Below are 15105 nucleotides of genomic sequence, written 5' to 3'. Positions count from 1 at the left end.
TCATCGGCTGGCTACCACGCAGCCGTTGTATCCGATGTTATGGTCGCGCCTCGACGTGCCAGAAAGTTCTGACACGCGGGGCAGATCGGCCTGCTGACCACGAGCAGACGCGGCTGAATCTGGAGGATACCCGCCGCCTCAGTCCACATCTTCACCTCGGCATGCCACAGATCCTCCCTGGCCACAGTTCTGGCCGGCTGCGGGACGCGGATGGCGAGGGTACCCGACCCGAGCGAGGGAAGAGTCGTCCATTGTCGTTCCGTCAGGTCTGCACGAGCGCCTACCGCGACGATGTCCAGGCCACCGCCCGGGGCGTCGGCGTGCAGCGCACCCATGGTGCGCCAACCGGCGCCGTCGCCTGCTATCGCGGTGATGTCGTCAACAATGTCAGTGAGGTAGTCGACATCGGCTCCGCCGCCGGTTCCGCAGTTGTGAACCAGGACCGGCTTGACCCCCGCCAGCACATAGTACGTGTGGAGGTTGCCGACCGTCAGGTTGTGGACGGTGGCGCCCTGGCTGGTCCAACGCTTGATCGCCGTTACCTGGATGTACGTGCCCGCACTGGTCTGCAGCCACTGACCGGACTTCAGGTCGGTGGCCTCGACCCACGTGTCGAGTTCAGGGACCCAGAAGGGGTGCCCGTCGGTCGCGGTGACCTGGGCCGTCCTCGAACCCTTCGTGCCGTCTATGTCGACGGTCACCTTGACCAGGTGCTTGAGGCCCTCGCCCTTGATCGCGGCGCTGACCGTCTCGACCCGGGTCTCGCCCGTCCTCGGGTCGGTCACCTTGACCTTGTCGCCGGGCTTGACCTGCTCGATCGGCTTGGCCGAGCCGTCGGCCATCAGAACCTTCGTACCGGGGACGAAGCTGTTGTTGATCGGGCAGGAACCACCGTCCCCGGACTTGCCCGAGCCGCCGCCACCGCTGCTGCCGGCCTTGCTGCGGGAGGAACCGCCGGACTTGCCGCCGCCTCCGCCGCCGCCGGACTTGCCGCCGCCGCCCTTGCCTCCACCGGAGTGCGAGGAGGACTTGGGTGCGGCCTTGGCCTGGGACTGCTTCTGGGCGGGGTTACCCGTCTTCCGCTTCGCCGCGGCCGCTGCGTCGGCTCTTCTCTTGGCTGCCTCGGCCGCCTTCTTCTTGGCCCTTTGAGCGGCTTCCTTCTTCGCCCTCTCGATGGCCAGCTTCTTGGCCCGTAGCGCGGCCGACTCGGCAGCCTTTGCCGCCTTGAGCACCAGCTCGGCGGCCCGCTTGGCCGCCTTGAACGCCTTGATGGCGTCGATGGTGCGGTTGACCGCCTTGATCACGGCCGGGATCTTCCCGAGCTTGGCCCACGGGATCGCGTCCACCGCAATGCTGACGCAGGACCACATGTCGCCGCCGAAGCAGGCGATGGCGTCGTTGATACCGATGAAGTCCTTCAGCGTCTCCCACGCGACCGCCAGAATGACGGAAGTGAGGGACTTGCCCTGCATCGCCTGCGCCTGCGCGACCTGCGCCGCGGACAGGCCCGCGCCGGCGAGGGCCGCGGCCTTCTCCGAAGCGGTCAGGCTGATGGACAGACCCGTCGGGTCGGAGTACGTGACCGGGTTGTTCTGTGCGTACGCGTACCCGTTGGACTGCAGCGGGTCGTTCAGGTCGAGCACCGGGTCGACGGACAGGAAGCGTCCGACCACCGGGTCGTAGAGACGGGCGCCGAGCGGCTGGTAACCGGAGGCGTCGTCCTTGGTCTGACCCAGGAATCCCTTGTGGTTCTGCAGGCCGGCACCGGCGCCGCCGCGCTCGTTGCCGAAGGGGTCCTGCTTGCGGATGCGCACCGGCATGGTGCCGTTGAGCGCGACCTCCGTGTAGACGCTGCCCTGGTGGTCCGTGGTCTGGGCGACCAGGGTCTCTACACCCGTGCCGTAGGCGTAGCGCATGACCGCGCCGCCGGGCGCCGCGTAGGTGCGCTGGGTGTTGACCAGGACGCCGCCCTTCTGGACGGTCAGCTCCGCCTCGCCCAGGTGCAGCGTGGCCTGCTTGCCCTGGATGGTGAGCAGGCGGGACCCGTCGGGGCCGTAGATGTGACGGGTGTCGTTCTGCGGCTCCCACAGCTGTGCCGCGGAGGAACCGTCACAGGTCGCCAGCACGACCGGGGTCGAGTTGGCGTTGACGGCCCCCTGCACCGCGAGGCACAGGCTTGGCGTGCCGGCCAGCATGAGCTGACCGACGGCGTTGCGCTGCAGCTCCTGCGCGGCGGAACCGTTGCACTTCTGGATCTGGAGCGCCGACCCGACCGACGCCGCGGTGGGCTGGAGGCACCAGTTGTCCTGCGTCGAGAGCGTGCCCCGGTTGGAGTTGGTCTGCCCCGGCGTGGGGGTGAACTTGAACTTCTGCGCCCCCGAGGAGTTGCAGGAGTAGAGCTGGATCACCTGGTTGGCCGACGGAAGCCCGCCCTTGAGGTCGAGGCACTTCTGCCCGAGCCCCACGTACGAGGTCTTGCCACCCGAGCCCAGGCCGGTGATCCGGTCGACCTGACCGTCGTAGGTCCAGGTGAGTTCCTGCTTGTCTCCGTTCTGGATCGAGGTGACGGACTTGGTCTCACCGGTCAGCTCGTACAGACGCGTGGCCTCGGCCGTGACCTGTGCGCCCGCGGGGGTCTTGTAGGTCTTCGACACCTTGGTCAGCGTGTGCGGCTGGTCCTTGGCTGCGTTCTTGCCGTAGGCGTAGGTGCTGACGGCGTTCTTGGTGGTGTCGCCTGCGAGGTCGTTCTCGGTCAGCTTGGTGCGGTTGCCGAGCAGGTCGTACTCGAACTCCTGCCAGTAGCCGGAGGCGTCCGCGCCCGCGGCGACCCGGAGCGTGCCGTCCGCGTTCTTGTTCAGCGAACCGTCGGGGTTCCTCGGGTTGACGCAGGCCGTCTGGTCCTTCGCGGTCCAGGCCGACTTCAACTGGCCCATCGGGTCGTAGACGAAGCACTGGCGCTCCGCGATCCCGTCGGACTTCTCCTGGATCGAGGTGACGTTGCCGGCCGGGTCGTAGGTGTACGCCCGGTTGGACACCAGGTTTCCGCCGACGACGGTCTTGTCGTCCGTCTTCTCGCGGTAGACCGACTGCTCCTTGAGCTCGCCGCTGCCCTCGTCGTAGGCGTTCTGCGTCCACACGCGGTACGGCTGGGCGCCGAGCGTGGAGCGGAGCACCTGGCCGTAGGCGTCGTAGGCGGTCTCGGAGCCGTACCAGTCCTTGCCGGAGATCGAGAGCGGATTGCCGTCCTTGTTGTAGCGGACGACCAGCTTCTCCGCGTCGAACTTGCCCACCGCCGGAACGGTGGACTCGTCCAGCATGCCGTTGTCGTTGTACGTGTAGTCGTACCTGTATTCCTTCTTGAAACCCCAGGTGTCGACGATGGACTGCGGCAGGGACAGCGTGGTCGAGATCGGCTGGTAGTCCTTGGTGTAGCCGTTGACCGTCTGCGTGTAGGCGAGGCCGTCGGTGTACCGGGTGGCGGTGGCGGGCATGCCCTTGCCGCCCGTGGCGGAGTCGTACGTGAACTCCGAGAGCAGGGTGCCGGCGGCGTCGTTGAGACGCTGCTGCTTGGGCCGCGACAGCTCGTCGTAGCTGTTCCAGACCTTGACGCCGCGGTCATTCGTGGTCGTCTGAGGACGGCCGAAGGCGTCGTACGTCGTACGGGTCGTCCCCGAGTCGGGGTCGGTCGCCGTCTCCACCTGGCCGGTGTGGTTGTACGTCCACGACCACGGGTGCGACGTGTCCGCCGAGGCGGTCGCCGTCCTGACCTGGCCGCGCGCGTCGTACTCATAGTCGGTCGACGTGAACCCGCCCGGGGCCTGCGGGTTGAAGGTGTCCGTCCGGACGGTGCGGCCGGTCGCGTCGGTCCAGACGCGGTAGGACGAGTCGCCCTCCGGCTGGATGACCTTCGACCAGTCCTCGCCGTACTCGTACCGGACGGCCCGGTCCTCGTACGCCTTGGAGAAGGACTCCTTGGTGTCCGGGTCGATCCACTTGAGGTACGGCGTCTCCTTCAGCACGCGGCCGAGACCGTCGTAGGTGTAGCGCGTGATGTTGGGGACGGCCGTGTCGGCGAGCGGGCTGAAGAGCTCGCCCGGCTTCGCCTCCTGGGTCAGGTAGGCGTTGTTGGTCTGGTAGACCTCACCCGAGTTGTTGTACAGGGTGTCGGTGATCAGCCAGCCGGCGTCGTTGTCGGCCTCTTCCTGCGTCTGCCGCTCGCGGCCGAGGCCGTCGTAGAGGGTGACGGAGGTCTCGATCCGGTCCTCGTAGCCACGCGCGTACGTGGTGACGTACGGAGGCTTGCGGATCTTGATGTTGGCATCGGTGGGGTCGGTCTCCTCCGCCGGGATCGTGTAGACCGCGCGGAAGTCCGGCACGCCGTTGCCGGGGGTGCGGCCCGGGGCCCAGGCCTCGGCGAGCCGGCCCAGGGGGTCGTACACCGCCTCGCTGACCTGGAGGTTGGCGTCGGTCGTCTTGACGGTGACCGACCGGCCCGGCTCCAGTTCCTGGATCTGGCTGTGTCCGAGGACGTTGGTCGTGGTGACCTTGAAGACCTGGCCCGTGGCCGGACCTATGGACTCGTAGGCGATCGTGGAGGACTTCGGGGTCTGCTGGGTCAGCTGATCCGCCGGGGTCTGCTTGATCACGCGTCCGACGTCGTCGAACTCCGTCCTGCCGGTGGTCTGGAAGCCGGTGCCGGCGCCGTTCAGCGTCCACGACTCGGTGGCCAGGCCACGAGTGGAGGAACCGGGCTCCGTGCCGTAGGACGTGCCGTCGTACGCGGTGCGCTGGCCGCCGCTGAGCGTCGACAGGTCCGACCAGTCGGCGTTCGCGCAGGTCGTCGGCGAGACCAGGACCTGCTTGGACAGACCGATGAGGTTCTTGTCGGTCCGGTGCAGGTACTCCAGCTTGGTGCAGGTCTCATCGCCGGTCTTGTCGGCGGCGGTGTCGCCCAGGGACTCCACCAGGGTCGGGAGCCCGTAGGTGGAGTCGTACGTGGTGGTCGTCTTGACCGTGCGCAGGGTGCGCGAGTCGTCGGTGTTGGTGCCGGACGACTTGGTGTACGCGATCTCCTCGGGCTCCGTGACCCGCCAGGCCCGCAGCGGGGTCAGGCCGTCGTCGCGCTCGCGCTTGCCGAGTTCGGTGGCCTCGGGCTTGGTGATCGAACGGGACAGCCAGTCGGAGTCGGCCTTGGTGGAGTCGGTGTACGTGATCTCCTCGGCGATCCGGCCGGCGAACGGCTCCTCGTCCTTGGCGATCTCGGCGCCGGTGATGTCCTTGACGGACACGTTGTCGCCGAGGCCCCGGAAGAACCGGGTGACGGACTTGGAGCGCTGGTTGACGGTGTCCGCGGTGTCCTCGACGACCGGACCCGTCAGGACCGTGGTCTGCTCGACGCCCGCGAACTGCGAGTAGGTGCGCTGGGACTTCTTGGTGAACTCGGCCTCGGCGAGCTTCCAGGCCGGGTTCTTGTACCGGTACTCCGTCCGGGTGGTGAAGTTGCCGTCGATGTTCGGCAGTTCCTCGACGGTGTCCACGACGTACTTGTGGAACCAGTCGACGTCCTCGACCTCGGGGTCGGGGTTCCAGAACGACGGGAAGCAGAGCCGGTCGTTCACCTTGAGCTGGGCCTGCAGCCGGGCCATGGCCGTGGCCCTGTCCTCGCCGGGCCGCTGGTCGAGCACGGGAAGGTCGCCGCTGAGGCAGTCGCCCTCGATCGGCTTGTACGTGACGATGGTCTCGCCGCCGTACTCGTTGACGACGCGGCCGATGCGCAGCCGGGAGAAGCCGGGCCGCGACGGGTGGACCTTCTTGACGCGGTTCGGCATGTCCTCGGCGTTGGGCTCGAACCGCACCGTGTTGAGCTTCACGCTCGCGTCGGTGGTGCCCTTGCGGGCGTAGCCGGTGCGCTGGACGGACTCCAGCCACAGGGCCGTGTTCGGGCCGGTCACCAGCCTGGCGAAACTCTGCTTCAGCTGGTACTCGTCGACGACCTGGCGGGCGACGGTGTCGGTGCGCCGCTGGGCCGAGGTCGTGATCTTGTCGAGGCGCTTGCGGGTCCAGAAGGACGGACCGGCGTTCCAGCACTTCTTGCCGTCGTCGCAGCGAAGGTCGACCGGGGTGTCGAACCAGGGCCGGTAGTTGCGCGGGTCCTTGGAGATGAAGTTGTCGTCGGAGCAGGTGACGTCGTCGACGGTGTAGCAGCGCTCCGCCACCTTGAAGCCGACGCGGGCCGGTGCCTCCGCCGTGAAGATGGTGTTGCTGCGCTGGCCGTAGTCGATGTGGTCGAGCCAGCCGTCGCGGTCATAGGGGACCGGGGCCTTGAAGTTGAAGTTGCGGGCGTAGTAGTTCGGGGCGTCCTTCTTCCACCACAGCGACATGGCGTTGCCGTGGACGTCCTCGATGTAGTCGAGGCCCCAGCGCCAGCCCTGCGTGCACCAGGAGTTCGTCCAGTCGGTGGTCGTGGGGCCCTTGTAGCAGTCCTCGTCCGAGTGGTTGCCGTAGACCGGGACCGTGAGCACCGAGTCGGTGGTCGGGTCGTCGGCGGCGCTGCCGTGGTCCGACCAGCCGGGGAGCTTGTTCTTGCCGAAGTGGTACTTCGTGCCGTCCTTGGTGGTGACGACCCAGTACTCACCGTCCTTGGCGCCGTTGCCGGTGGCCTCGTTCTTTACCAGCTGGATGGTGGAGCCGTCGCCGTTGGCGGTGAACCACTTGCCCTTGATCTTGTCCCAGACCAGCTCGGTGGTCATGCCGCCGAGGGAGAGCGTGGCGTTCTCCGAGCCCCAGCACAGGTCCGCGGTGCGGTGGGTGGCGTTGTTGGAGCCGGCCTTCTTGGAGTCCTGGCGGCAGTTGGCGTAGGTGCGGGTGATGGACCCCGCGTTGTAGTCCCAGCCGTCGCCGATCCAGGAGGCCTGGTTGTTCGTCGAGGAGGTGCGGCCGTCGACGGACTGCGAGGAGTACGCCAGGTTGACCTTCGGCATAAGGCCGCCGGCGGTCTCCGGGACCTGGACGTCGTACGAGTAGGTGAAGGCGCCCGAGGAGGAGCCCGACGACCAGGAGCCGGAGGACAGCAGCGGCGAGGCGGTGAAGTCGCCGGTCGCCGACGAGCCGGTGTCCAGGCCTCCGATGGCGGCGCCGCCGCCTGCGGAGACCGCGGGCTGGACGCCCTCGCGGTAGGAGGCCTTGGTCGCCCCGGAGGGGACGAAGCCCTCGTCGAGGAGGCTGGAGACCGGGATGGTGCCGCTGAGGATCTTGTGGGTGGGGGCGTACTTCGCCGTCTTTGCGTTGGTCGGCGCGTCCTTGGCAGGCACGGTCGTCACCGTGCTGCGCAGGCGCTGGAAGTTCTTCCTGCCGTTCTTGACGTTCTTGTCCCCGTCGGAGAGGGACATCGTGCTCGTGCCGCCGCCCTCGGCGCAGTCACCCTCGGTCGGGGAGGAGTAGACACACTCGGGGAGCAGCATCAGACCGAAGCGGTCGACGGCCTGCGGTCCGTAGAGGTCGGCGAAGCCCGCGGTGTCGATGCTGATCGCCACTTCGGCGGCCGGGTCGACGGTCGCCGGAGGGGTGAGCTTCATGATGATGCCGGAGACGCCCGCGGTCTGCGAGGTCGTCTGCGGGGCGACGCCCACGGTCCATTCGCCGGCGAGGGCGGCGGGGTCGCCGCCCTCGGGGACGCCGATGGCGACGGGCAGGTCGTCGACCGGCTTGGTGGTGCCGGGTTCGCTGGTCGCGTCGAGCGTGGCAGGACGGGTCCCGGAGGTCCACGGCGCGGTGGCGGTGGGGGTGTACGAGGTGACCGGGTTCTCGGGTGCGAGGGTCAGGGTCTTGTCGGCGAGCTCGTCGCCCTCGACCTCGGTGGCCTCCGGCAGATCCGGGAGGTCGACCTCGGCGATCGACTTCTCGCGGTTCATGCCGGGGCCGGGAACGGCGAGCGCCTCACTGCCCAGGGTGGTCATCGTCAGTGTCGAGGACAACAGAAGGACGACCCCCGTGCGGCTTCGCCGCCGGCGCCATCGTTGTGACTCCGTCATGGCTGGGCGTCCCCGCCCCAGCCATGACAGCCGACCTGAAGCACGCATACGCGTCGACTCCCACCATGGCAATTCAGACAACGGACGAGGTGCGCAAACACCGAAGGGCACACCCCTGGCTCAGGCGCGTGCGTGTGGCACCTTCTGTCATGTCCGCCGCAGATGCAAGATCGGCGAGGGGCGGCAAAGGCCCGCGAAAAGTGACCTGCGACACGGTGCGTAACCGATCAGACCGCTCCAGTAACGGCCAATCAGAAGGATGGTGGAATTCCTGCGATCACCGCCAATGCGGCCCCAGAAAAGCCGTGAACCGGACTCGGTTAACAGCCGGTCAAGTCCTTTCCGGGGCCACGTAACGGATTCATAAAATCTTCACCCGTGGACGTAAATACTTCACATGTGTGATCGTGTGCGCGCCTTCTGCCCCGCGGCCTGCCGACCGGGGCTGTCTGTGCTGTCCTCAATCCGCTTGGTTCCCACGGGAGTAGACCGCCGTGACCGCGCCGCCTCGCTTTCTCAGCCCGTTCGTGCGCACGCGCACACGGCTGTCCCTGACCCTCGGCCTCGTGCTGGCCGCCCTGACCGCCGCCCTGCTGCCGTGGTGGCAGCCCGGTGGCTCCTCCCCGGCCACCGCCGGCCGCGGCACCACCCACGCCACCCCCGCCTCCACCGGACCGCGTGACGAGGCCGGCGCGATGGCCCAGGCCCGGCGCACCCACAAGCAGGTACTCGTCGACACCGCGACCAGCGCTACCACGCTGACCTGGGCGCTGCCCGACGGCCACTTCAAGACCCGGATCACGGCCGCGCCGACCCGGGCGAGGAACGCCAGGGGCGAGTGGTCCCCGGTCGACAACACCCTGAAGCGAACGGCCAAGGCTCCCAGGGGCCTCGGCATCGCACCCGTGAACCCGGCCGTCCCCGTCCGCTTCGCGAGTGGCAACGCCGGGAAGACGCGCGCCGACCGCTCGTACGCCCGCACGGAGACACCGGGTGAGACGGTGCTCGCCGAGGTCGAACTCGACGGCCACACCGTCGCGTACACCTGGCCGGACGCACTGCCCGCCCCGGTCCTCGACGGGCCGCGCGCCCTGTACTCCGAGGTCCTCCCGGGCGTCGACCTGCTGCTCGTCGCCCGCGAAGAGGGGGGCATGGCACAGGTCCTGATCGTCAAGACCCCCGAGGCCGCGCGGCAGGAGGCGCTCAGGACCGTCACGTACGGCCTGCGCTCCGACACGGCCGTGTTCCGGCAGGACCGCAAGGCCAGCCGGGTCGCGGTCCTCGACAAGGGCGACAACGAGGTCGGCACGATCCCGACGCCGTTCGCGTGGGACTCCAGCGGCCGTGACCCCGAGCTGCCCGAGGGCACCCCGCACCGCGCGTCCGTCGCCACTCCGGCCGACGTGCTGAAGCTGTCGGGCCTGACCGGCATCGAGCCCGGTGCGCGCTCCGCTCCGCTGCCGATCACCCTGGACGGCGAGGACACCCACACCGCCCGGCTCGGCCTCGGCTTCGCCGCCTCCGGTCTCGCGGCGCGCGAGGGCGTCACGTACCCGCTGTTCGTCGACCCGCCGCTGAACCCGGGCTGGGACGCGTGGACGGTGGCCTACAAGCCGTACCCGAGCACCAGCTTCTTCAACGGCACCAACTTCTCCTCCGGAACCTCCGACGCCCGCGTGGGCCACGAGTCCGACACCGGCGGCACCGCCCGCTCCTTCTGGCGCATGGACTGGAACAAGGCCATCAAGGGCGCGGAGATCACCAGCGCGACCTTCAAGGTGCTCAACAACCACTCCTGGTCCTGCACGGACCGCGAGTTCCAGCTGTGGCGCACCGGCGCGATCTCGTCCGGCACGACATGGAACGCGCAGCCCGGCTGGTCCGACGAGATCCAGCGCAAGTCCTTCGCGCACGGCTGGTCGTCGAGCTCCTGCCCGGACGAGTACGAGGCCTTCAACGTCAAGGACGCCGCCCAGTACGCCACCGACCGGGGCGATGCGACCGTCACCCTGGGCATGCGGGCCACGAGCGAGTCCGACACCCAGACCTGGCGCAAGTTCAAGGCGACCTCCGCGACCATCGAGGCCGTCTACAACCGCAACCCGTCCGAGCCCACCGGCGGTTCCTCGAAGCCCGGCGGCCCCTGCACTCCTGGCCCCGGCGCGGGCGTGACGGTCGGCAAGACCAACATCACCCTGTCGGTGACCGCCAAGGACCCCGACAACAACATGAGCAAGGTCCGCTTCCGGTTCTGGAAGACCGGCGGCACGGTCCCGGCCGGCGCCGAGATCACGATCGGCGCCTCGGGCGGCAGCGCCTCGTACACCATCCCGTCCAGCGACCCGCTGCTGAAGGACATCACCGCCAACACCACCTTCTCCTGGGACGCCATGGGCAAGGACTCGGCGGGTGCGACGTCCACCGTCTACCCGCCGGGCACCGAGCCCTGCCGCATCACGGTGGACCCGAGCGGACCGTCGCAGCCCATCGTCACCAGCGACGTGTTCCTCAAGGCCAGCTCGGACGGCGCCACATGGGCGACGGTGAACTTCGGCAAGACCGGACCGATCACCTTCGAATCGCCGGGGGCCGCGAGGTTCACCTACGCGTGGGGCGGGGTCGGTGCTGTCTCGGTCAACGCCGACGCCAGCGGCGTCGCCACCGTCCCCAACCTGCAGCCGCTCAACGCCGGCCCCAACACGCTCCAGGTGTACGCCTACGACAGCCTCGGCAACGCGAGCGCGCGGACGGACTACACGACCTACGTCCCGCCGAAGGACAACGAGGACAAGCCGGGTGACACCGGCGGCGACGGCACCGCCGACCTGCTCACCATCGACAGCACCGGGGTCCTGCGGACGTATCCGGGCCAGCCGGGCGGCGAGCTGTACGGCCAGCTGACGTCGTCGTACACCATGGGCGCGGGCGGCAAGCCCACGCTGAACCCGGCCGGTCACTGGTACAACGCCACGACCGGCAAAGCCGCGCTCATCGCGCACTACCAGGACGCCTACCCGGGCGACGGCACCACGGACCTGTTCGCCGTCAACCCCGACGGCGTGTTCTGGCTCTACCCCGGCGACGGTTACGGCTCCTTCGACGTCGACCAGCGGATGAAGATCCGCCTCCCGTCGAACGCGCCCGCACCGTCCACCTGGACCCAGCTCAAGGCCATCGGCGACATCACCGGCGACAAGCTGCCCGACCTCGTCCTGCGCAGCGGCGCGAGCTTCTGGGTGCTCTCCGGCTACAGCGGCGCGACCTTCCGGACCGCGACCATGATGAACCCCGACGCCTGGGCCCGCCGTGACATCGTCAACCTGGCCGACATGAACAAGGACGGCACGCCCGACCTGCTCTGGCGCAACCTGGACAACGGCAACATGTACGCCCGGCACGGCAAGCCCGGCTCCGTCGCCGGCAGTGTCGACCTCAACTCCCTGATGCTGGCGAACAACTCGCTCAACGGCGACGTCCCGTTCGGCACCAGTTGGACCGAGGCCAACGTCAACTCGGCGATCGGCATCCCGGACATCAACAGCGACGGCATCCCGGACATCTGGGCCCGGTTCGCGTCGGACGGCCACATGGCCGTCTACTATCCGTCCACCACCAACACCAACGCACCGGTGAAGACCGTCATCGGGTCCGGCTGGAACGACAAGCTGGTCTTCGGGTGATCCCGCCCACCTGACCGGACCCGTTCCTCACGGGTTCACGGCCCCGCCGAGCTTCCGCCCGGCGGGGCCGTGTGCTGCCCGGTGGCGAGTGCGGGGCGGGTGTCGGCCCGCGTGGCCCCGACCCGGGTCCCGACGGCCCACAACACGCGCAGAAGCCCCCGTGCCGGGACGACACGGGGGCTTCGCAGCACGCGGGCACAGGGAGGGCCCGCGTACAGCGGCACGGATGCCCCGCGCGCACGGATCGCGCGGAGCACCCGTGGGACTGTCAGGGCCCGATCAGACGATGATCTGCTTGTCGCGCAGGGCCACGATCTCGTTCGCGTCGTAGCCCAGGTCCGCGAGGACCTCGCTGCCGTGCTCGCCGAGCAGCGGGGCGCCCTTGATCTCCGGCTTGAAGTTGGAGAACTTGATCGGGCTGCCGACCGTCAGGTAGGTGCCGCGGCCCTTCTGCTCGACCTCGACGATGGTGCCGCTCTTGCGCATGTCGGGGTCCTCCGCGAGCTCCTTCATACTGAGCACGGGCGCGCAGGGCACCTCCCACTTGCGCAGGATGTCGACGGCCTCGTACTTGGTCTTGTCGGCCAGCCACTTCTCGATCTCGGCGAAGATCTCGAAGATGTGCGGCTGACGCGCCCTGGCGGTCGTGTACTCCGGGTCCTCGACCCACTCGGGCCGGCCGATGGCCTCGGCCGTCCGCTTCCAGTTCTGCTCCTGGACCGTGAAGTAGATGTAGGCGTTGGGGTCGGTCTCCCAGCCCTTGCACTTCAGGATCCAGCCCGGCTGGCCGCCGCCGCCGGCGTTGCCGCCGCGGGGCACCGCGTCGCCGAACTCGCCGTTCGGGTACTGCGGGTACTCCTCCAGGTAGCCGATCTTCTCCAGGCGCTGCTGGTCGCGGAGCTTGACGCGGGTCAGGTTGAGGACGGCGTCCTGCATGGACACCGACACCTTCTGGCCCACACCGGTCGCGTTGCGGTGGATGATCGCCGTGAGCAGGCCGATCATCAGGTGCATGCCGGTGTTGCTGTCGCCGAGGGCGGAGCCGCTGATGGTCGGCGGGCCGTCCCAGAAGCCGGTGGTGGACGCGGCGCCACCGGCGGCCTGGGCGACGTTCTCGTAGACCTTGAGGTCGTTCCAGGACGAGTCGTCGTTGAAGCCCTTGACCGAGCCGAAGATCAGGCGCGGGTTGAGCTCGTGGATGTGCTCCCAGCCCAGGCCCATGCGGTCCATGGCGCCCGGCGCGAAGTTCTCGACCAGGATGTCCGCCTCGCGGATCAGCTTCTCCATGACCTCCTTGCCCTCGGGGGTCTTGGTGTTGATCGCCAGCGAGCGCTTGTTGCTGTTGAGCATCGTGAAGTACAGCGCGTCCAGGTCCGGGTCGTCGCGGAGCTGGTTGCGGGTCACGTCGCCGCCCTGGGGACGCTCGACCTTGATGACGTCGGCGCCGAACCAGGCGAGCATCTGGGTGCACGCGGGGCCGGCCTGGACCCCGGTGAAGTCGATCACCTTGATCCCGGCGAGCGGCTTTTCACTCATGGTGGCTTCCTTCTTGTCTGTTCGCGGTGCGCGGGTGGGCAGTGCTGGGGAACGGTGCTTCGGGGTGCGGTGCGTCGCCTACGGGGCGGTCACTTCTTGGCCGGCGTGATGTTGCCGACGGTGATGCCCTTGGGGTTGAGGTGGGCGATGTGCCCGCTCTCGGTGCCCGCCGAGGGGTCGATCACGCAGTCGATGAGGGCGGGGCCGCCCGAGGCGAGCGCCTCGGTGAGGGCGGCGGTGACCTCCGCGGGGGTGGTCGCGCGGTAGCCCTTGCCGCCGAACGCCTCGAACATCACGTCGTGGCGGGCCGCGGACATCAGCGTCGTCGGCGACGGGGCGTCGTCGTAGAGGTTGACATCGTCGCCGCGGTAGACGCCGCCGTTGTTCATGATGACCGTGACAACCGGCAGCTTGTAGCGGCAGATCGTCTCGATCTCCATCCCGCTGAAGCCGAAGGCGCTGTCGCCCTCCACGGCCACGACCGGCTGACCGCTCTCGACGGCGGCGGCGATCGCGTAGCCCATGCCGATGCCCATGACGCCCCAGGTGCCGCTGTCGAGGCGGTGCCGCGGCACGTGCATGTCGATGACGTTGCGCGCGATGTCCAGGGCGTTGGCGCCCTCGTTGACGAGGTAGACCTCGGGACGCTCGCGGATGACGTCACGCACGGCCTTCAGAGCGCCCATGAACTGCATCGGGTGCGGGTCGGCCTTCAGGCGCTCGGCCATCTTGGCGACGTTCTGCGCCGAGCGCGCCCCCAGCTCCTCGCGCCAGGCGGCGGGGGCCGCGATCTGGCCCGGCTTGCTGCGCTCGATGAGGGCCTCGACGACCGACTCGATGTCACCGACGAGCGGGGCGGCGATGGGCTGGTTGCTGTCCATCTCCTTCGCCTCGATGTCGATCTGCACGAACTTCGCGTCGGGGTTCCACTGCGGTGCCTCGCCGTGGTTCAGCAGCCAGTTCAGGCGGGCGCCGACCAGCATCACGACGTCTGCCTTCTTCAGCGCCAGCGAGCGGGCGGTGGCCGCCGACTGCGGGTGGTCGTCGGGCAGCAGGCCCTTCGCCATCGACATCGGCACGTAGGGAATCCCGGTGGACTCGACGAACTCGCGGATCTGCGCGTCCGCCTGCGCGTACGCCGCGCCCTTGCCGAGGACGATCAGCGGCCGCTGCGCACCGGCCAGCAGCTCGATCGCCCGGTCCACGGACTCGGGGGCGGGCAGCTGGCGCGGAGCGGGGTCGACGAGACGGCTCAGGGTCTTCGCGCCCTCCTCCGCGTCCATGATGGAGCCGAGCACCGCGGCGGGGATGTCGAGATAGACACCGCCGGGGCGCCCGGAGACTGCGGTGCGCAGGGCGCGGGCGATACCGCGGCCGATGTCCTCGACCCGGCTGATGCGGTACGCGGCCTTGCAGAACGGCTGCGCGGCGGCGAGCTGGTCCATCTCCTCGTAGTCGCCCTGCTTGAGGTCGACGAGGTGGCGCTCGCTGGAGCCGGAGATCTGCACCATCGGGAAGCAGTTGGTGGTGGCGTTCGCGAGGGCCACCAGTCCGTTGAGGAAGCCGGGCGCCGATACGGTCAGGCAGATGCCCGCCTTCTTGGTGAGGTAGCCGGCCGCGGCGGCCGCGTGTCCGGCGTTGCTCTCGTGGCGGAAGCCGACGTAGCGGATGCCCTGCGCCTGGGCGAGCCGTGCCAGATCCGTGATCGGGATGCCGACCACCCCGTAGATGGTGTCGACGTCGTTCATCTTGAGCGCGTCGACGACCAGGTGGTACCCGTCGGTGAGCTCGGCCGGTGCGTCGGCGTTCGCCGCGGTCTCCAGTGGTGAGGGGGCGGTCATGGTCCGAGGTCCTCCTTG

General features: G+C 68.7%; 4 protein-coding genes. 1 reads left to right on the top strand and 3 read right to left on the bottom strand.

Translation table 11 applies throughout. The annotated features are described in order from the left end of the window. Positions 1–11 precede the first annotated feature (11 nt). Positions 12–7955 carry a ricin-type beta-trefoil lectin domain protein gene (locus tag CHF15_RS27055; RefSeq protein ID WP_089226485.1) on the bottom strand — a complete coding sequence of 2648 codons (7944 nt, stop codon included), beginning with the start codon at positions 7953–7955 and terminating at the stop codon, positions 12–14. A 569-nt stretch (positions 7956–8524) separates the two neighbouring features. Here CHF15_RS27055 and CHF15_RS27050 point away from each other — a divergent pair. Then, positions 8525–11710: an FG-GAP-like repeat-containing protein gene (locus tag CHF15_RS27050; RefSeq protein ID WP_089226484.1), complete on the top strand. Its 3186-nt coding sequence runs from the start codon at positions 8525–8527 to the stop codon at positions 11708–11710. A gap of 279 nt (positions 11711–11989) precedes the next feature. Here CHF15_RS27050 and frc read toward each other — a convergent pair whose 3' ends face one another. Together frc and oxc are read right to left on the bottom strand one after the other, a co-directional pair. Beyond that, positions 11990–13246, bottom strand: coding sequence for a formyl-CoA transferase (frc, locus tag CHF15_RS27045; RefSeq protein ID WP_089226483.1), 1257 nt, complete (start codon positions 13244–13246; stop codon positions 11990–11992). Between the two features lie 89 nt (positions 13247–13335). Then, positions 13336–15087, bottom strand: coding sequence for an oxalyl-CoA decarboxylase (gene oxc, locus CHF15_RS27040; RefSeq protein WP_089226482.1), 1752 nt, complete (start codon positions 15085–15087; stop codon positions 13336–13338). Positions 15088–15105: the final 18 nt, after the last annotated feature.

It is taken from the genome of Actinacidiphila glaucinigra (assembly GCF_900188405.1).
GTDB classification, from domain to species: Bacteria; Actinomycetota; Actinomycetes; order Streptomycetales; family Streptomycetaceae; genus Actinacidiphila; species Actinacidiphila glaucinigra.
This window is presented reverse-complemented; position numbering and strand designations above follow the sequence as displayed.